Genomic DNA, 17,204 nt, shown 5'->3' on the forward strand with positions numbered 1-17,204 from the left:
TGATCGCTACAGCAGCGCCGGTCTATCCAGCGCTTGCCAGGCCTGCGCATCGCGGGTATCGGCGCGGGTCAGCCAGAGGTCGCCATGGCGTTCCAGGGCTTCGGCGGGCCATTCCAGCACGTGCTGCAAGGCGATCTTCACTCGACGGCCAGGGTCCGAACCGTCGCGCAGGTCCCAGTCGGCCTCGAACTGGCGCAGGTGCAGGGTATCGTCGCTGAAGTCGATGAACTGCGGGCGGTTGCCCAACCAGTCCGGCGCGGTGCGCAAGGTGTGTGCTTCAAGATCGAGCAGCAGGAGTTTCCAGGCACGTCCTCCGTGTTCGAAATCGCGATGCTCCAGATAAAGCCGGGTCAGCGCCAGGTAACGCCCTCGGGGCGACCAGATCATCGAGGGCGCGAGATCGGAAAGGGCACAACCGGAAGCGGTCAGCAGGTGGCCGCCCAGGCGTGAGACCTGTCCGCGCAGCAAGTCATTGCCGTATTCGGTGCCGCCGCCGAACAGCCAGGCGGCGTCCAGCCCGGTAGGCGCCGGCTGGATGAAGTCGCCTTCGGCGGTGGCGATCTGCGGCTGGTTGACCACGCGCCAGGCGGGCAGCGCCTCAAGCGTCTCGGCGTCGAGCTTGAACCGGCGCAGTTGGTAATACAGCCGCGAGTCTTCCCGGTACTGACAGAACGCGCCGGCCTCTGCGGCTGGCGGGGCGGCTTCGGTAAAGCGTTGCAACGGCGTGCCGGTGAGGTCACGGGGTTGGCGGCCGCTGACCACGGCGACGCTGAGGATGCTGTCGCGAAAGTCCACCAGCTCGGTGAGGCGCGCCGCCGGGCCGTCGATCAGGCAGTGGGTACGGGGATCGGCCACGACGACCCGATCCGCCATCGCCGGCGTGTCGGTAAAGGGTATCAGTGCCAGGTGACAGGCGTCCTCGCTGAGCCGGTGCTCCAGTCGCCAGAGGCCGGGCAGGCTCCATTTTTCCAACCCGGGGCCGGCCACCTCGCAACGGTAGCCGCCGACAGCGTCCTGGTTGTCCCGTTCCCAGCTGAAACGGGCACGGCTGCCGTCCTTGAAGGCGGCGGACTCGATCTGCAGGTCGCAGGCCCGTCCATCGCTGTCCAGCGGCAGCACCAGGCGGATGCGCGCGCGGTTCCAGTCGGCGTCCAGTTCCCGGCCGAGGGGATCGTGGCCGACGAGAATTTCCGAGTCGCTGTGAATACTGTGCAACTGGTAGCCGAAGCCTCCGTTGTCGGGTTGGTGCAGCGGCAGGTAGCTCTCCAGCCAGACGAATTGTGCGTCCAGTGCCACCGGATCGCTCCAGTAGCCCGAGGGGCTGCGGTCGTTGGCGCTCCAGGGCGTGCGCAAGGCACGCCAGCCCTGACCCTGTTGCCAGAGCCACAGACCGTGGGATTGCCCGGGCGGTTCTGCGGCGGGCGTGGCGATACAGACCAGACGCTGGCTGTCGTCGCTCCAGATCATGGGCGTCTGGGCCTTGACCAGCAGCGCCACGGGTTCGCCGTCCAGGCTGAGGCGGTAGTCCGGGTGCAGCAGCGGTGCCAGGGGTTGCTCCAGTTCCAGCAGGCGGGTGGGCAGGCTGAGCTGGCCTTCCAACAGGTGGCGACCGTCCGGCGAGCGCTGTTCGATCTGCTGTCGGGCCAGCGCCTGCTGCCAGTGGCCGGGTTCGAGCCAGAGATCGCCGACGGACAGCAGGTCCACGGCCTCTGCATCCTTGAGCAGCGTCTCCAGGGCGACGAGCTGGACGCTATTGTCCACCAGCGGGCTGTAGCGTCCACCGAGGCCGTGTTCGTTGAAGATGTCCAGCTCCCAGAAACGCTCGTTGTGACAACGGTAGAGGCGGCGCAGGGGCCGGTCGAGAATCACCAGGCCCCAGTTCTGCCGCGACGGTACCGGTGCGGCGAAGTAACGGCCATCGCCGGAGAAGCGGGCTGACGCGCCCAGGCCTTCGAGCAGGATGCCGTCGGGAAACAGGTAGTCGCAGATGACCGGGCCGCCCATGGCGATTTCGCTGTAGTTGTAGACCCGGATCGGTTCGCCTTCCGGCGTATGGGTCGGTTCCTGGCCGCCCCAGGCACTGGGGCCGGGTTGGCCTGCGTGGGCCCCGGTGCCCGGTTCGGGTTCCGCAACCAGGCCCAGCTTGCGTTCCCAGGTGCTTACGCAGGCCAGTCCGGGGAAAATGGCGAGAAAGGCCGCGGCGATATTCCAGTATTCGGGCAGCGCACGCCCCAGGCTGAAGCCGAGACCGAACACCGCCGCGATCATCAGCCGGGCCGCGCCTCTCGCACCGGGCAGCCAGGCGAATCGTGCACATAGCCACATCGCGCCGGCAAAACCGAGCACCACGGCGAAGGCGAACAGTGGTGGCAGGATCGTCACGAAGAAAATCGGCACCACCAGGACCAGGATCTGCCAGGTCAGTTCCAGCAACAGACGGCCAATGCTCTTGGAATCGTTGGTCTCATTACGGGCGGCGCTCACGGGTGACATCCTGTGCGGTGATGGCGGAGAACGAGTATGACGTTTGTCGCTGCCGGCGAGCAGGTTTTGGCGTCGGGTTGTGGCGCCGGTCACAGGTCGCGTCCGTAGAACCCTGGTGGATATACAAGGTCCATATCGTTGTACAGGTTCATTTCTTGTCTACGCTTGCAGGACCGCAAGCCTGGGAAGTCTGTGATGTTAGCGCCGATAAAACCTGCCAATGAAACCGCCCGCGTGGAAACCCTGCGCTCGCTGAATATTCTCGATACCTCGCCTGAGGAGCGCTTTGATCGCCTGACCCGCCTGGCCAAGCGCCTGTTCAACGTGCCTATCGCCCTGGTCAGCCTGGTGGATGAGAACCGCCAGTGGTTCAAGTCCTGCATGGGGCTGACGGCCAGCGAGACGCCGCGGGATATTTCCTTCTGCGGTCATGCCATTCTCGGCGATCAGGTGCTGATGGTGCCGGATGCGGAAAACGACGAGCGCTTCCATGACAACCCGCTGGTGACCGGCGAGCCGGGTATCCGCTTTTATGCCGGTTGCCCGCTGACGGTGGGCAATGGCAACAAGCTGGGCACCTTGTGCCTGATCGATACGCGACCGCGCACCCTGGACGACGAAGAACGTGCGTTGTTGCGGGACCTGGCGCGCATGGCCGAGCAGGAACTGGTGGCGGTGCAGATGGCGACCATGGACGAGTTGACGCTGCTGTCCAACCGTCGTGGTTTCGAGGCCCTGGCCGATCATGGCCTGAGTGTCTGCAAGCGCATGGGCAAGCCGGCGTCGTTGCTGTTTTTCGACCTCAACGACTTCAAGCAGATCAACGACGTGTTCGGCCATGCCGAAGGCGACCTGGCACTGAAGACCTTCGCCGACGTGCTGCGTATAGCCTTTCGCGAAAGCGATGTGATCGGCCGCCTGGGTGGCGACGAGTTCGTGGTGTTGCTGACCGGCTCCGACCACGTCGAAACCGGCGCGATCATGGCACGCCTGCGCGAAACCCTGGATGAGCGCAACTCAGGGCAACAGCGGGGTTATGACATTAAGTTCAGCGTGGGGCAGATCGAATATGACGCCAAGCGCCATGAGACGGTCGCAAGTCTCCTGGCGGACGCCGACAAGGCGATGTATGCGCATAAACAGGCACTCAAACGCCGCTGAGCGCGGCCCGGGGAACCGGGCCGGTTGATCCGTGGTTACTTTGCGGCCTGGGTGCTCACCTGGCGGTTCTTCAGGTTTTTGTCGGCCTTGTAGCGCAGGGCCACATCCGGCACGCCGCCACTCTTGCCGGTTTCCACCCAGTTGCGGATGCGGCTGGCATCGGCGAAGTGGGTGTACTTGCCGAACGCGTCGAGAATCACCAGGGCCACCGGGCGGTTACCCATTTCGGTGACCAGCACCAGGCAATGACCGGCCTGGTTGGTGAAGCCGGTCTTGGTGATCTTGATATTCCAGCTGTCCTTGTTGATCAGGTGGTCGGTGTTGCGAAAGCCCAGGGTGTAGTTGGGTTTGCGGAACGCCACGGTCTTTTCCTTGGTGGTGCTCAGCTCGCTCAACATCGGGTAGTGACGCGCGGCCATCAGCAGTTTGCTGAGGTCGCGGGCGGTCGATACGTTGTGGATCGACAGGCCGGTGGGCTCGACATAGTGGGTGTTGATCATGCCCAGGGACTTGGCCTTGGCGTTCATTGCGGCGATAAACGCGGCGTAGCCACCCGGGTAGTGGTGGGCGAGGCTGGCGGCGGCGCGGTTTTCCGACGACATCAGGGCGATCAGCATCATCTCCTTGCGCGGCAGCTCGCTATTGAGCTTGACCCGGGAGAACACACCTTTCATTTCCGGGGTATCGCTGATGTTCACCGAGATGTACTGGTCCATCGGCAGCTTGGCGTCCAGCACGACCATGGCGGTCATCAGCTTGGTCACCGAGGCGATCGGCACGACCACGTCCGGGTTGCTGGAATACAGGGTCTTGTTGGTTTGCAGATCGATCAGCAGGGCGCTGCCGGAAGCGACTTGCAGGTGGGTGGTATCGCGAGGGGCCTGGGTGGTTTCACGCGCCTCGACGGTGGTTGCAGCGACGGTGCCGGCCAGGACAAAAAAAAGGCCGAGGATGGAATGACGAATGTTCACGCGGATGGACTCGCTAAAAAATGGATATGCCGTTGGCAACGGGCTTTTCTTGAAAAAGCTTTCTGTCAAAAGCTTTCTGGAAAAAGCGTTACATTTTATGAATATAGTTCAGAAAGTTGCCATACCTCTGGAGATATTGGGCGTAACTGACACAAAATTTACTTTTGTACCGATTTCGTCGCCATTTCTCTCTTCGAGCTTCCGATTTTCGTCCAGTCCGTGGGGGCGTTCAGCCAGTGTGAACCGTGGGGCAGCAAGCGCCGAAATCATACTGGCCATAAGACATATGGTAGCCCAGTCATGATCGCTGTTGTATGGGGAGCGGGCCTTTATTTCGAGGGTTTCAGCGAAGGGCGAGCCGCTGCTGGCGCTCGCCCGGGCACATCAGGGTTCCATCAGAGTTGAGCGCCGGCCATGAGCACGTATTTGACGTGAACGTACTCTTCGATGCCGTAGTAGCTGCCTTCCCGGCCATACCCGGATTGCTTGACGCCACCGAACGGAACGGAGGCGGTACCCACCGAGCCGGAGTTAAGGATCACCATCCCGGCTTCCAGGCCCCGCGCCAGGCGCAATGACCGCCCGAGGGCGCTGGTGTAGGCGTAGGCGACCAGGCCGAATTCGGTCTGGTTGGCGCGCTCGATGACCTCGGCCTCGTCCTTGAAGGAATAGATCGCGAACACGGGACCGAAGATTTCGTTGCGTGCCAGCGGTGAGTCATCCGCCAAACCGGTGATGACGGTCGGTTCGTAGAACAGGCCGCCCTTGGCATGTGGCTTGCCGCCCGAGAGGATTTTCGCGCCGGCAGCCCTGGCTTCCTCGACCAGGGCCACGACCTTGTCGAAGCCCATCTGGTTGACCATTGGCCCGACGACAAAATCTTCCCGCAGGCCCTGGTCGACCTCGATCCTGGCCACGCTGGCTTTGACCCGCTTGACGAAATCTTCAAGGATGGTGTTCTGCACGAATATCCGGTTGGGCGAGATGCATACCTGGCCGGAGTTACGCAGCTTTGCCCCCACCAGGCCTTTGACGGCTTCGTCGATATCGGCGTCCTGGAACACGATAAAGGGCGCGTTGCCGCCCAGCTCCATGGTCATCTTCTTGATGGTCGATGCACATTGCGCGGCAAGGAGGCGGCCGACCCCGGTCGAGCCCGTGAACGAGATCTTGCGGATGCGTGGGTCGCCGGTCAGGATCAGGCCGATTTCCTTGGGATCGCCGACGACCACTTCGAGTACACCTTCACCGATACCGGCCTTGCGTGCATGTTCCAGCAGCTTGAAGGCGGTGAGCGGGGTGTCCTCGGCCGGCTTGATGACCATGGTGCAGCCCGCCGCGAGGGCTGTCGCCACCTTGCGGGTGATCATCATGAACGGGAAGTTCCAGGGTGTGATCGCCGCGACGGGACCGATGGCCTCCTTGGTCACGACCACGGACGCATTTTTATCGTGGGTCGGGATAGTGTCGCCATAGACCCGCTTGGCCTCTTCGGCGTACCACTCGATAAAGCCGAGGCCATAATCGATCTCGCCACGGGCCTCGGTCAGGCACTTGCCGTTTTCCCGGCACAGGAGTTCGGCGAAGGCTTCCTTGTCTGCCTTGACGCTGTCGTGCCAGCGCCTCAGGGTATCGCTACGTTCCTTCGCCAGTTGCGACGACCATTGCGGGAATGCCGCGCAAGCGCGGTCAACCGCGTCCTTCACTTCGGCCGAGGTGTTCTTGGCGACACGACCGACTTCTTCACCGGTTGCCGGGTTATAGACGATTAACATGGAGACTCTCCGGAGCAGGAATTGAAAGTGCGACTGCAGTTTTCGTGGTCTGCAACCGTCCTTTTCAAAGCTACGGAGAACGCCCGGACAAGCGAATATCCGTTCATGTGCTTTGATTGCCCATTCCTATAAGTCTGGATAGATGTCGTCAGCATACAAAGCCTTGAAATTGATGCCGAGTCCTCTTGATTGTTTGCCTGATCCTATGAGCGATGTAGTCAGGGGCGCCACCATCGGAGTACATTCCGGGTTTGTGCTGGAGGCAGGCGACATGAGCCACGACAACCCACGTACCGACCGGATCATCGAGTTGATGGGGCAATTGGCGCCTGTCGAGGGATACAACCTGACCCCGCTCGACGATGTGCGTTTTCTGCGCTCCAATCGTCCGCTCGACCGCACGCCGGTGCTTTACGATCCGGGCATCGTGATCGTCTGCCAGGGACGCAAGCGCGGGTATCTGGGCGAAGATATCTATGTCTATGATGCGCAACACTACCTGGTGGTTTCGGTCCCCGTACCCTTCAGCATGGAAACCGAGGCCAGCGCAACCGAGCCGATGCTGGCGGTGTATCTGCGTCTTGATTTCAACCTGGCCGCCGAGCTGATGCTGGAGCTTGATGAAGTCACCGGGTTGGTCGAGGCCAGACCCAGGGGCATGTACTCCTCGCCGATGGGCGACAAGCTGAGCGAGTCGCTCCTGCGCTTTCTGGAAGTGATGAGTGTCCCGGTCGAAGCGAGGATTCTCGGGCCGACGCTGATGCGGGAAATCTACTACCGCATCATCACCGGCGAGCAGGGCGGTTCGATGCGCGCGGCGCTCAATCGACAGGGCCAGTTCGGCAAGGTCGCCAGGGCCATACGCAAGATTCACGCGTGCTACAGCCAGCACCTGGACGTCGAGGAGCTGGCAAGGGAAGCGATGATGAGCGTGCCAAGCTTTCATTCGCACTTTCGCACGGTCACCGATACTTCGCCGATGCAATACCTGAAGTCCACCCGCCTGCACCAGGCGCGCCTGCTCATGTTGCGAAACGATATTACCGCGGCGACGGCCTGCGCGATGGTGGGCTACGAAAGCGCGTCCCAGTTCAGTCGTGAGTTCAAGCGCTTCTTCGGCCGTACCCCGCAGGAAGAGATTCAATGGATGAAGCGCACTTATGCCTTGCCGGCACCTGCCGGCAGTTCCATCTATGTTTCGTCCCATTGAGAATTGAGCATCGAGTTTTGTGTATCCGCCCTGACATGTGATGGTGTCGGTCACGAACAGCGATTAGCATCGCCACTTGATCGCGATCGGCGCTTTTCAAGACGTGAGGAGTCGGGCAATGGCAAAAGGTTTTATCAGCCGGGATTACCTGCCCATGGTGGTTGGGGCGGGGGTCGTGGCCGTGGTGCTGCTGGGGTTTGCCTTCTTTCCGAAATCGGTCGACTGGTATGGCTGGATCCAGGCCGTGGGCTTGATCGTCGGGCTGATGGTGGCGATTGCCGTGCCGGCGATCCAGCGCAAACGGGAGTTCCAGGCTGAACGCCGGCAACTGCGCGAGCGTGAAGTGGGGTACGCGCGGCGCCTGCATTATTTCGGCCTGGAAGTGCTGGAGTTGCTGGCGCGGATCACCGCCAGCCTCGCTCACCTGCGCGCGACCGATCGCCATCGCTATCAGCGTATCCTCGAGGATTTCCTGCTACGGCTGTTCGAATCCCACAAGCATGACCTGAACGATGACCGGATTGTCATCATTCACGAGTTGCGCAAGGTCGCCTATGCCCTGAGTGACGAACTGGAAAGCGGGCGTTCGGACCGCGTGGTGATGATCGAGCTGGAGAAGCGCCTGCAGAAGCTGGTGCATCGCACCCAGGTCAATACCGCCCAGGCCGAGCGCGGTTGATCTGCGCCCATAAAAAAGCCCGCAACCAGTGCGGGCAAGGGGTTGTGCGGAGCAACGCACGATTCGGGAACAGGTAGGCGGTCAGGCACCGAAGATGTGCGGGTCCATGCGCTCGGACAGGGCCTTGGCCGCCGGCAGGGACGTGAAGGGACCGCTGATGGGGACGCCGTCGCGGACCAGGTACCAGCAGGCGAGCAATCCCAATTCCCTGAGCGAGGCGGGAACGGCGCTGCCGATAACGGACATGATCTGGACCTTGTGCATAAGTACCTCCATCAATCTATGGAGCTACATTACGGGGATGGCGGTTCGGGGGAAAATCACCGCGCTCGATAGTGGACATCGACGAAATCAAGACTTGCGCCATAACGGGGCGTCGACCGGATGAGCTCGAGCAGAAGCTGGATCAGTCGACAACCTGATCCAGCATGTTCACCACTTCCTGTTCGCTCAACAAGCCCTTGCGGACCAGGTTCTCGGCCAGCAGCGAGAGAAACTTGGCCGTGCGATGGCCCTCCAGTTGCTTGAGTTCGGTGAGTGCGCTGTAGACCTTGCTGGAAGTGCAGAGGCCGGCGGTGCGATGCGGATTTTGCGTAGGCATGGCTCGTCCTTGTTCTTATAGGTAGAAATTTTCAGGGCGTACGACCGATCTTGCCGATCGGTAATGGCACCCATATGACAGCCGTGTGAATACCTGCTCAGGGTAACGGCTGATGCTTATCATGCGCCATTGGCTCTGCGTTGCTGTCTCGCTTGCGACCTTTACCACCGAAATTCAGACCAGGACTGTGAAGCGCTCGTACTTTCAGCCGGCCCAGAACGAGTCAGGCCCCGTCTTGCGAGCGGGGCCTGGGGTTCTTGCCTTGACGATTACCAGCGTGGGCCGTAACCGTAATGCGGGTGACCGTAGTACGCCGGGCGGTAGTAGCCGCCACCGCCGTAGACCACCACCGGAGGCGGGGCCTGGACATAGACCGGGGCCGGCTGGTAGTAGACCGGAGCCGGTTGCTGGACATAGACCGGTGCTGGCTGCGCATAGACAGGCTGCTGGACGTAGACCGGGCGGCTGTTCGATACCACCGAGCCGACAATCGCTCCACCGATCACGCCACCCAACAAGGCAGGACCAACCCAGCCGCCACCGTGGGCAGAGGCCTGACCTGCGACAGCGAGTGCACCAACGAGCAAAGCTATCTTGGGAATTGTACGAATCATGATTATTCCTCGGTTCCAACCCCAGCGCTTGTTGTCTGCAATAGACTCAAGGACTGTCGCGGGGATACTTCTATGACAGCGGTTTCCTGAAATTCTTCACAGCCGCTGAGTAAATTTTGTGTAAGGTTCCTGGCGATGCTTCCTTACAGTCCTGCGACACCCGCGCCAGAGCCCTGCACCTGCGTCCTATGATCAACGAAAACCAGGGTCGATGGCTAATCCCGTCTATCCGAAAGTACCCTTCAGGAGATGAAACATGCAGATGAACCCCAACAAAGACACCCAACTGTGCATGTCGTTGTCTGGGCGCCCCGGAAATTTCGGCCTGCGTTTCCACAATCATCTTTATGAGCAACTGGGCCTGAACTTCTACTACAAGGCCTTCAGCAGCCAGGACCTGCCCGGTGCGGTCGGCGGGATCCGTGCCCTGGGGATTCGCGGTTGTGGTGTGTCGATGCCGTTCAAGGAGGCCTGCATCGCCCTGGTGGACGAGCTGGACGCCTCGGCCGCGGCGATCCAGTCGATCAACACCATCGTCAACACCGCCGGCTATCTCAAGGCCTACAACACCGACTACATCGCGATCGCCCAGTTGCTGGAGCGCCATGCGGTGCCCCGCGACACCAGCTTTGCCCTGCGTGGCAGCGGCGGCATGGCCAAGGCCGTGGCGTCGGCCCTGCGTGACGGCGGTTATGGCAATGGCGTGATCGTGGCACGCAATGAACAGGCCGGCAGGGCGCTGGCGGCGAGCTGTGGTTACGCGTGGCAGGCAGAACTGGGCGGGTTGCGCCCGCAGATGCTGGTCAATGTGACGCCGGTGGGCATGGATGGCGGTCCGGAGGCCGGTCAACTGGCATTCGAGGCGAGCGCGGTGGACGCGGCCGAGACGTTGTTCGATGTGGTGGCGATTCCTTCGGAAACCCCACTGATCGTGCGTGGCCGGGAGCAGGGCAAGCGGGTCATCACCGGCTTGGAAGTGATTGCGATCCAGGCCCTGGAGCAGTTTGTGCTGTACACCGGTGTGCGGCCGACGCAGGAGCAGTTCCAGAAGGCCGTGGCGTTTGCCCGGGCCTAGAGGCGCAGGCCGGGCGTTTTTGTGACGCGGAGCGTCACGGGCGGCATTCCCACGCTGAGCGTGGGAACGATCATGTGTCGGCGCCGGCCTATTCCAACCGAGCAAGGCGCTCTTCCAACGCGGCAATCCGTGCTTCGAGCTCTTCGATCCGCTCCACCGACACCGCGTTGGCAGTGCCGCGCTCCGGCCCTTGCTGGCGCGCCGCGATGATCGCTTCGATATCCGCCGGATCGCCCAGGGCGTGGGTGTAGCGGTCTTCGCGCTGTCCGGCCTGGCGTGGAATCAATAGCGCGAGTCCGCGGGCGATCAGGCGCTCCAACTGGTGCACCACCTGCTCGGTATCCTCGAAGTCGTGCATCCGGCCACTGCGGGTCAGCAGTTCATTGACCGTCTGCGGCCCGCGCAGGAACAGCAGGCCGATCAGCACCACCTGCGCCGGCACCAGTTCCAGGGCCTTGTCGACCCGCTGCTCCCAGCGGTCGGCCCGGCTGCCCATCACCAGCCGGGTGAAGCCCTGGCCTTCGAGAGCGCGCAGGCTTTGCCCGACCTGGCCCTGGCTGAGGTTCGTCACCGGTTCGCGGCTGGTTTTCTGGTTGCAGGCGAGGACCAGGGCATTGAGGGTCAGCGGATAGGTTTCCGGGTTGGTGGCCTGCTTTTCGATCAAGGAGCCCAGGATGCGGATTTCCGTGCTGTTCAACCGTGGCTGGTCGACGGAAGTCTCTTGCTCGGTGCTCATTGTGCTGTTCCCTATGCTGTGAAAGGCCACTAGCGTAGGGCCGGCCGGCGTAAAAAGACAAGCCGCAACGACAGGAACCCTGGCTATAATCGCCCGGCTTCATTCCTGCCATCTTCATTGCGAGATCCCCATGACCATTTCCCTGTACGCAGCTTCCATTCCGGTCTTCAAGCAAATGCTCAATGCCCTGAGCGACGTTCTGAACAAGGCCGAAGCCCACGCGACGGCGAAGAACATCGATCCGAGCGTATTCGTGCAAGCCCGCCTGGCTCCGGACATGTTCCCCCTGGTGCGCCAGGTGCAGATCGCGGTCGATTTCGCCAAGGGCGTGTCGTCGCGCCTGGCAGAAGTTGACGTACCGTCCTACCCGGACACTGAAACCAGCTTCGCCGACCTGCAGGCGTTGCTGAGCAAGACCCTGGCGCACCTGGACACCATCACTGCCGCCCAGGTCGACGGCAAGGAAGGCATCGAGATCGTCACCCGTCCGGGCACCCCGAAAGAGAAACGCTTCAGCGGCCAGTCGTACCTGCTGAGCTATGGCCTGCCACAGTTCTTCTTCCACGTGACCACCACCTACGCGATCCTGCGTCACAACGGCGTGGAAATCGGCAAGCGCGACTACATGGGCGCGTTCTGATTCATTCCGTTTGAAGCAGCAACCCCGGAGCGCTTCGTGTCGAAGTGCTCCGGGACGATTCACCCGTTCCAACGCAATTGGTCAGCGCCTAACCTTCCGCCCCCATGAACAGTTCGCGTCGGGCGCCCTCGGTAATCGCCAGGATGCCCGGATGCTTGACCTTGCGCTCCACCGAGATCGCATAGAACGACTCGCTCACGGCATCGGTCTGCCCCATCAGCCTGACACCGTACTGCTTGCACACTTCATCGGCGATCACGCTCGGGGCGATAAAGAAGCCGCTGCCGGATTGCCCGAAAGCCTGCATCAAGGCGCTGTCGTCGAACTCGCCGACAATCTTCGGCTGGATCTTCTGTTCGGCGAACCAGCGCAACAACCGGCTGCGCACCACGGTTTCCTGGCCGGGAATCAATAGTGGCGCCCCTTGCAGGCAGTTCGGGAAGACGTCGCCGAAACGTTCCGCCAGTGCCTCGGTGGCGAAAAAGCTGACCCCGCATTCCCCCAATTTCTGGCTGTAGCCCTTGATATCCAGGTGGCTCGGCATCGGGCTGTCGGAAATCACCAGGTCCAGGCGCTGGATCGCCAGGTCAGCCAGCAGGCGTTCGAGCTTGTCCTCGCGACAGGTAATGCGGATCGGTTCGTCCAGCTCCATGGTCGGGGCGATCAGCCGGTAGACGATGGATTTGGGCACCACATCGGCCACGCCGACCCGAAACAGCACCTGCTGCTCTTTCGGTTGTGCCCGCAGCATCGCCTCCAGTTCGTTGCCCAACTGGAACATCTGCTCGGCGTAGGGCAGCGTCTGGCGCCCGGCTTCGGTCAGTTCGAGTTGCCGCCCGGCCTTGCGGAGCAGCTCAACGCCAAAGGTCTGCTCCAGCAGGCTGATCTGGCCGCTGATGGTTTGTGGGGTCAGGTTCAGCTGTTCGCAGGCGCGCACGATACTGCCGGTCTTGGCCACGACCCAGAAATAGTGCAGCTGTCGGTAATTGAGCATGGCGACCATCACTTCGTAAAAGCCGAAGTATAGCGCTTGAAAATACGAATTTTCCTGAAGTATCACGCTCCCTAGAATGCAGCGCTATCGGCGGGCCAACTCAGAGGCTCGCCCGGAAACAGAAGGAACCCTGGATGAAACGCCATTCGATCATGACCACCTCGCTGCTGATTGCCACCTTGCTGGTGCTCGGCGGTTGCGACCAGGCCGAGAAAAGCGCCCAGCAACTGATGGGCAAGGCGGCCGAAACGGCCAAGCAAGCCATCGACGACACGCACAAGGCTGCCGAGCAGGCGCTCAGCGATGCGACCAGGGGATTGCCGCTCAACAAGTCGAAACCTGCGGACGCGACTGAAAAGTCCTCCCAGGAAATCTAACCGCTTCATCGGAATCAGGATTGAACCATGGAATACCTGTTGGAACTCGCTGTCAGCCCCACCGCCTGGATTGCCCTGGCGACGTTGATCGTCATGGAAATCGTGCTGGGCATCGATAACCTGATCTTCATTTCGATCCTGACCAACAAGCTGCCTGCGCAATTTCGGACCAAGGCGCGGCGGATCGGCATCGGCATGGCGTTGATCCTGCGCCTGGCCCTGCTCGGCACCATCGCCTATATCGTCAAGCTCACGGCACCGGTGATCGAAGTGTTCGGCCAGGCGTTTTCGTGGAAAGACATGATCCTGATCGCCGGTGGCCTGTTCCTGGTCTGGAAAGCTACCACCGAGATTCACCACAGCATGGACCCGCAGACCAAGGAGGACGATGACAAGAGTTCGCGCATCGCCCTGGGTTTCGCCGCGGCCATCGGCCAGATCCTGATGCTCGACCTGGTTTTTTCCATCGACAGCATCGTGACCGCGGTGGGCATGACCGAACACCTGCCGATCATGGTGATCGCGGTGGTCGTGGCGGTAGCCGTGATGCTGCTGGCTTCCGAGCCGTTGGCGAAGTTCATCAACGACAACCCGACGGTGGTGATGCTGGCCCTGGGTTTCCTGATCATGATCGGCATGACGCTGATCGCCGAAGGTTTCGGTGCCCATGTGCCCAAGGGCTATGTGTACGCCGCCATGACTTTCTCGGCGGTGATCGAGGGGCTGAACATGCTGGCCCGTCGCGCCCGGCAGAAGCGTGAGGCGGTAGAAGCCTGATCCACGCCGTGTAACGACAAAGGCCGCCTGATTCCAGGCGGCCTTTTTTGTGGGAAATCTCTTAGTGGACGCTGACGGTACGTCCCTCCGGCTTGTCGGCTTCCTTCGATGGCGAGGGCAGGGCATGTGGATGATGGCGCCGGGAGATCCTCAGGATTCCCCATAGCATGGCCGCCGCGACCGCCAGCCAACCCAGGATCAACAATGCAACTGTCAGGATAAGGCTCATCAGTGCCTCCTTCGCCTCGAGTGGGGCCCGCTCACTTCGTCTTGCGTGAGGATCAGTCTAGTCGCTGGCATGTTTCAGGCTATTGACCAATGGTCGTGTTCAGTCAGCCATTTCGCTCTATGGCGTCAGACAAACTGTGATGAAAGGCTATACCACCGCGTGACTGCGACCTATGATCAAGGCCCAAGCCGGGGCTGACCTTGCCTGGCACCTGATCAAGAGAGTGAAGATGTTCGAGGGATCAACCCATTTGCGCTCCATCCCATCCCGTCGGTTGTTGGTGATGGGCGCCTTGTTGCTGGCCCTGGGCGGCTGTGCCGGCAGCGTCCAGCCGCAAATCCAGCGTTTGCCGGAGCGTGTGGAACTCAACGGTGTGCCGTTCTTCCGCGGCGAGGCTTACCAGAGCGGTCCTGGAGCACTGGCCAGCATGCTTTCGCAGCAGGGCATGACCGTGACGCCGGGGCTGTTGGATAAACCTCTGAAGCTGCCGGGCGCCGAGGCGGATCTGCAGCGCAATATGCAGGTCCTGGCGCGTGAGTACGGCATGGTGGTGTATCCGCTGGATGCCGAATTGTCGGCGGTGCTGACCCAGGTCGCGGCCGGATTCCCGGTGATGGTGCGCTTCAATGAAGGGCGGGTATTTTCCGAGCCCCGTTATGCCGTGGTCGCCGGATACAACCGGACCAAGCAGACGGTGTTGCTGCGGGCGGGGATGAACCGTCGGATGCTGATGGATTTCGACAAGTTCACTTCAGCCTGGAAGAGCGCCGGTGGCTGGGCGGTGCTGATCCAGTCGCCGACGCAACTGCCGGCCCAGGTCGATCAACAGCGCTGGCTGAAAGCCGCCGATGAACTGTCCCGGGCGGGACAGGAGCAGGCGGCTGCCAAGGCGACCAAGGCTATCTCAGGGCACTGATCGAATCCGTGGGAGCGTGATCGTTCCCACGCTCCTGCGTGGGAATGCCTCGTTGGACGCTCCGCGTCCGCTCTTAAACCCCGAGCTTGTCGCGCATCGTGTAATACCACGCCCCCAGCGCGGTAAACGGTGTGCGCAACAGTTGCCCGCCGGGGAACGGATAGTGCGGCAGGTCGGCAAAGGCATCGAAGCGCTCGGCCTGTCCGCGCAAGGCTTCGGCCAGCACTTTGCCCGCCAGGTGCGTGTAGGTCACGCCATGGCCGCTGCAGCCCTGGGAATAATAGATGTTGTCGCCCAGGCGACCGACCTGGGGCAGGCGCGACAGGGTCAGCAGGAAGTTGCCGGTCCAGGCGTAGTCGATCTTCACGTCCTTGAGTTGCGGGAAGGCCTTGAGCATCTTCGGCCGGATGATCGCCTCGATATTCGCCGGGTCCCGTGCGCCATAGACCACGCCACCGCCGAAGATCAGGCGCTGGTCGCCGGAAAGACGGTAGTAGTCCAGCAGGTAGTTGCAGTCTTCCACGCAGTAATCCTGCGGCAGCAACGATTTCGCCAGTGCATCGCTCAACGGCTCGGTGGTGATCACCTGGGTGCCGCAGGGCATCGACTTGGCGGCCAGTTCCGGCACCAGGTTGCCCAGGTAGGCATTGCCCGCGACGATGATGAACTTGGCCCTGACCTTGCCCCGCGGGGTATGCACCACCGGGTTGGCGCCGCGCTCGATACGTACTGCGGGCGATTGCTCGTAGATCGTGCCGCCGAGTGATTCGACCGCCGCCGCTTCGCCCAGCGCGAGGTTGAGCGGATGGATATGACCGCCGCTCATGTCGAGCATGCCGCCGAGGTACTGGTCGCAGTCGACCACTTCGCGGATACGGCGCTGGTCCATCAATTCCAGCTGGGTATGGCCGTAACGCTCCCAGAGCTTCTTCTGGGATTCGAGATGGCCCATCTGTTTCCTGGTGATGGCCGCAAAGACGCCGCCGTCCTTCAGGTCGCACTGGATATTGTACCTGGCTACCCGTTCCCGAATGATCCGGCCGCCTTCAAAGGCCATCTGCCCCAGCAGTTGCGCCTGTTTGGCGCCGACGCTGCGCTCGATCACATCGATGTCGCGGCTATAGCTGTTGACGATCTGGCCGCCATTGCGGCCCGAAGCGCCAAAGCCGACCCTGGCGGCTTCCAGCACCGTGACCCGGAAACCGTTCTCCAGCAGGAACAGCGCACTGGAGAGGCCGGTGTAGCCGGCACCGATCACGCACACGTCGGTCTCGACGTCATCCTGCAAGGCCGGGCGCTCGGGAACCGGATTGGCCGATGCGGCGTAATAGGACTGGGGGTAGGGGGTGTTCGCCATCCTGGAACCTCTGTTTTATATTTTTTACGAGTAGCCTGATCCTACCTCAGATGAAATACCCCCGCCAGCCACCCGAAACTCCGGCGTAGTCGAGGGCCAAATAAAAAATTTGCCTATTCATAGACTTAGCGGCAAAAAAGGTATTGACACACTTAGCCAAATCCGTAGAATGCCGCCTCACAGCAGGCACGTAGCTCAGTTGGTTAGAGCACCACCTTGACATGGTGGGGGTCGTTGGTTCGAGTCCAATCGCGCCTACCAAACAAAATCCGCTCTGCTGGGCGGTGTAGAAAGGCCAACCGAAAGGTTGGCCTTTTTTTCGTCTTGAATTCGGCGATGTGGGAGGGCGGACAGCCTTTGCTGCCTGCGGGCTTTTCCGGGCTCGCGACAGGAGTGTTTGCCTGATTTCATTTGCGAAAGGTGCTTTCGGTAGAAATTTTTCAAGCCTATTCATAGGCTTAGAAGAAAAAACAGGTTGCCAGCCCGCGGAAAATCCGTAGAATGCAGCCCACAGCAGGCACGTAGCTCAGTTGGTTAGAGCACCACCTTGACATGGTGGGGGTCGTTGGTTCGAGTCCAATCGCGCCTACCAGATAAAATCCGCTCTG

Annotated in this window: 18 protein-coding genes and 2 tRNA genes; 10 read left to right on the plus strand and 10 right to left on the minus strand. The window is 61.4% G+C overall.

From position 1 onward, the window contains the following. Window positions 1-6 precede the first annotated feature (6 nt). On the minus strand, window positions 7-2,493 hold the full coding sequence (locus HX851_RS13075; RefSeq protein WP_177065620.1) for a hypothetical protein: 2,487 nt from the start codon (window positions 2,491-2,493) through the stop codon (window positions 7-9). A gap of 186 nt (window positions 2,494-2,679) precedes the next feature. On the opposite strand from HX851_RS13075, the gene HX851_RS13080 reads away from it, so the two are divergent. Continuing rightward, on the plus strand, window positions 2,680-3,645 hold the full coding sequence (locus HX851_RS13080) for a sensor domain-containing diguanylate cyclase (protein WP_177060098.1): 966 nt from the start codon (window positions 2,680-2,682) through the stop codon (window positions 3,643-3,645). Window positions 3,646-3,680: 35 nt separating this feature from the next. Here the strand turns inward: HX851_RS13080 and pbpG are convergent, their stop codons facing one another. Together pbpG and HX851_RS13090 are read right to left on the minus strand one after the other, a co-directional pair. Beyond that, a complete protein-coding gene (gene pbpG, locus HX851_RS13085; protein WP_177060096.1) occupies window positions 3,681-4,616 on the minus strand; it encodes a D-alanyl-D-alanine endopeptidase in 936 nt (311 codons plus the stop codon). A gap of 395 nt (window positions 4,617-5,011) precedes the next feature. After that, a complete protein-coding gene (locus HX851_RS13090; RefSeq protein ID WP_177065622.1) occupies window positions 5,012-6,391 on the minus strand; it encodes an NAD-dependent succinate-semialdehyde dehydrogenase in 1,380 nt (459 codons plus the stop codon). A 271-nt stretch (window positions 6,392-6,662) separates the two neighbouring features. Between HX851_RS13090 and HX851_RS13095 the strand changes: the two genes are divergently transcribed. Then, a complete protein-coding gene (locus HX851_RS13095) occupies window positions 6,663-7,601 on the plus strand; it encodes an AraC family transcriptional regulator (RefSeq protein ID WP_177065624.1) in 939 nt (312 codons plus the stop codon). A gap of 118 nt (window positions 7,602-7,719) precedes the next feature. Next, window positions 7,720-8,280 carry a hypothetical protein gene (locus HX851_RS13100; protein WP_177060091.1) on the plus strand — a complete coding sequence of 187 codons (561 nt, stop codon included), beginning with the start codon at window positions 7,720-7,722 and terminating at the stop codon, window positions 8,278-8,280. A gap of 81 nt (window positions 8,281-8,361) precedes the next feature. Here the strand turns inward: HX851_RS13100 and HX851_RS13105 are convergent, their stop codons facing one another. From HX851_RS13105 to HX851_RS13115, 3 genes are all read right to left on the minus strand, one after another. Then, the gene (locus tag HX851_RS13105; RefSeq protein WP_177060090.1) at window positions 8,362-8,544 is read right to left on the minus strand and encodes a hypothetical protein; all 183 of its coding nucleotides are present in this window, start codon (window positions 8,542-8,544) and stop codon (window positions 8,362-8,364) included. Between the two features lie 142 nt (window positions 8,545-8,686). Beyond that, entirely contained in the window at window positions 8,687-8,881 is a 195-nt protein-coding gene (locus tag HX851_RS13110; protein WP_017124670.1) for a hypothetical protein, read from the minus strand. Between the two features lie 269 nt (window positions 8,882-9,150). Next, entirely contained in the window at window positions 9,151-9,495 is a 345-nt protein-coding gene (locus HX851_RS13115; protein ID WP_042934687.1) for a hypothetical protein, read from the minus strand. A gap of 256 nt (window positions 9,496-9,751) precedes the next feature. Here HX851_RS13115 and HX851_RS13120 point away from each other — a divergent pair, with 256 nt between their 5' ends. Then, the gene (locus HX851_RS13120; protein ID WP_177060089.1) at window positions 9,752-10,570 is read left to right on the plus strand and encodes a shikimate 5-dehydrogenase; all 819 of its coding nucleotides are present in this window, start codon (window positions 9,752-9,754) and stop codon (window positions 10,568-10,570) included. Window positions 10,571-10,658: 88 nt separating this feature from the next. On the opposite strand, the gene HX851_RS13125 is transcribed toward HX851_RS13120, so the two are convergent. Continuing rightward, window positions 10,659-11,306 (minus strand): YceH family protein, encoded by a 648-nt coding sequence (locus HX851_RS13125; protein WP_177060084.1) that lies wholly within the window; start codon window positions 11,304-11,306, stop codon window positions 10,659-10,661. A 130-nt stretch (window positions 11,307-11,436) separates the two neighbouring features. On the opposite strand from HX851_RS13125, the gene HX851_RS13130 reads away from it, so the two are divergent. Continuing rightward, entirely contained in the window at window positions 11,437-11,946 is a 510-nt protein-coding gene (locus HX851_RS13130; RefSeq protein ID WP_177060082.1) for a DUF1993 domain-containing protein, read from the plus strand. 88 nt (window positions 11,947-12,034) lie between these two features. Here HX851_RS13130 and nhaR read toward each other — a convergent pair whose 3' ends face one another. Further along, a complete protein-coding gene (nhaR, locus tag HX851_RS13135) occupies window positions 12,035-12,940 on the minus strand; it encodes a transcriptional activator NhaR (RefSeq protein ID WP_177065626.1) in 906 nt (301 codons plus the stop codon). 134 nt (window positions 12,941-13,074) lie between these two features. On the opposite strand from nhaR, the gene HX851_RS13140 reads away from it, so the two are divergent. Further along, entirely contained in the window at window positions 13,075-13,317 is a 243-nt protein-coding gene (locus tag HX851_RS13140; RefSeq protein ID WP_177060078.1) for a hypothetical protein, read from the plus strand. Window positions 13,318-13,344: 27 nt separating this feature from the next. Then, a complete protein-coding gene (locus HX851_RS13145) occupies window positions 13,345-14,094 on the plus strand; it encodes a TerC family protein (protein ID WP_177065628.1) in 750 nt (249 codons plus the stop codon). A 61-nt stretch (window positions 14,095-14,155) separates the two neighbouring features. Here the strand turns inward: HX851_RS13145 and HX851_RS13150 are convergent, their stop codons facing one another. Further along, window positions 14,156-14,323, minus strand: a complete 168-nt coding sequence (locus HX851_RS13150) for a hypothetical protein (RefSeq protein ID WP_177060074.1) — start codon at window positions 14,321-14,323, stop codon at window positions 14,156-14,158. Between the two features lie 283 nt (window positions 14,324-14,606). Here HX851_RS13150 and HX851_RS13155 point away from each other — a divergent pair, with 283 nt between their 5' ends. After that, window positions 14,607-15,239, plus strand: a complete 633-nt coding sequence (locus tag HX851_RS13155) for a PA2778 family cysteine peptidase (RefSeq protein ID WP_439899221.1) — start codon at window positions 14,607-14,609, stop codon at window positions 15,237-15,239. Window positions 15,240-15,312: 73 nt separating this feature from the next. On the opposite strand, the gene HX851_RS13160 is transcribed toward HX851_RS13155, so the two are convergent. Further along, window positions 15,313-16,596: an NAD(P)/FAD-dependent oxidoreductase gene (locus tag HX851_RS13160; protein WP_177065632.1), complete on the minus strand. Its 1,284-nt coding sequence runs from the start codon at window positions 16,594-16,596 to the stop codon at window positions 15,313-15,315. Between the two features lie 184 nt (window positions 16,597-16,780). On the opposite strand from HX851_RS13160, the gene HX851_RS13165 reads away from it, so the two are divergent. After that, window positions 16,781-16,857, plus strand: a tRNA-Val gene (locus HX851_RS13165). Window positions 16,858-17,111: 254 nt separating this feature from the next. After that, window positions 17,112-17,188: transfer RNA gene (locus HX851_RS13170), tRNA-Val, on the plus strand. The last annotated feature ends 16 nt before the right edge of the window (window positions 17,189-17,204 follow it).

The sequence above is a fragment of the Pseudomonas gingeri genome (assembly GCF_013385635.1).
GTDB classification, from domain to species: Bacteria; Pseudomonadota; Gammaproteobacteria; order Pseudomonadales; family Pseudomonadaceae; genus Aquipseudomonas; species Aquipseudomonas gingeri_A.

Coding starts and splice junctions, on each gene's coding strand:
- HX851_RS13075 (WP_177065620.1), bottom strand. CDS start 2,493: ATGTCACCCGTGAGCGCCGCCCGTAATGAGACCAACGATTCCAAGAGC.
- HX851_RS13080 (WP_177060098.1), top strand. CDS start 2,680: ATGTTAGCGCCGATAAAACCTGCCAATGAAACCGCCCGCGTGGAAACC.
- HX851_RS13090 (WP_177065622.1), bottom strand. CDS start 6,391: ATGTTAATCGTCTATAACCCGGCAACCGGTGAAGAAGTCGGTCGTGTC.
- HX851_RS13095 (WP_177065624.1), top strand. CDS start 6,663: ATGAGCCACGACAACCCACGTACCGACCGGATCATCGAGTTGATGGGG.
- HX851_RS13100 (WP_177060091.1), top strand. CDS start 7,720: ATGGCAAAAGGTTTTATCAGCCGGGATTACCTGCCCATGGTGGTTGGG.
- HX851_RS13105 (WP_177060090.1), bottom strand. CDS start 8,544: ATGCACAAGGTCCAGATCATGTCCGTTATCGGCAGCGCCGTTCCCGCC.
- HX851_RS13110 (WP_017124670.1), bottom strand. CDS start 8,881: ATGCCTACGCAAAATCCGCATCGCACCGCCGGCCTCTGCACTTCCAGC.
- HX851_RS13115 (WP_042934687.1), bottom strand. CDS start 9,495: ATGATTCGTACAATTCCCAAGATAGCTTTGCTCGTTGGTGCACTCGCT.
- HX851_RS13120 (WP_177060089.1), top strand. CDS start 9,752: ATGCAGATGAACCCCAACAAAGACACCCAACTGTGCATGTCGTTGTCT.
- HX851_RS13125 (WP_177060084.1), bottom strand. CDS start 11,306: ATGAGCACCGAGCAAGAGACTTCCGTCGACCAGCCACGGTTGAACAGC.
- HX851_RS13130 (WP_177060082.1), top strand. CDS start 11,437: ATGACCATTTCCCTGTACGCAGCTTCCATTCCGGTCTTCAAGCAAATG.
- nhaR (WP_177065626.1), bottom strand. CDS start 12,940: ATGCTCAATTACCGACAGCTGCACTATTTCTGGGTCGTGGCCAAGACC.
- HX851_RS13140 (WP_177060078.1), top strand. CDS start 13,075: ATGAAACGCCATTCGATCATGACCACCTCGCTGCTGATTGCCACCTTG.
- HX851_RS13145 (WP_177065628.1), top strand. CDS start 13,345: ATGGAATACCTGTTGGAACTCGCTGTCAGCCCCACCGCCTGGATTGCC.
- HX851_RS13150 (WP_177060074.1), bottom strand. CDS start 14,323: ATGAGCCTTATCCTGACAGTTGCATTGTTGATCCTGGGTTGGCTGGCG.
- HX851_RS13155 (WP_439899221.1), top strand. CDS start 14,607: ATGGGCGCCTTGTTGCTGGCCCTGGGCGGCTGTGCCGGCAGCGTCCAG.
- HX851_RS13160 (WP_177065632.1), bottom strand. CDS start 16,596: ATGGCGAACACCCCCTACCCCCAGTCCTATTACGCCGCATCGGCCAAT.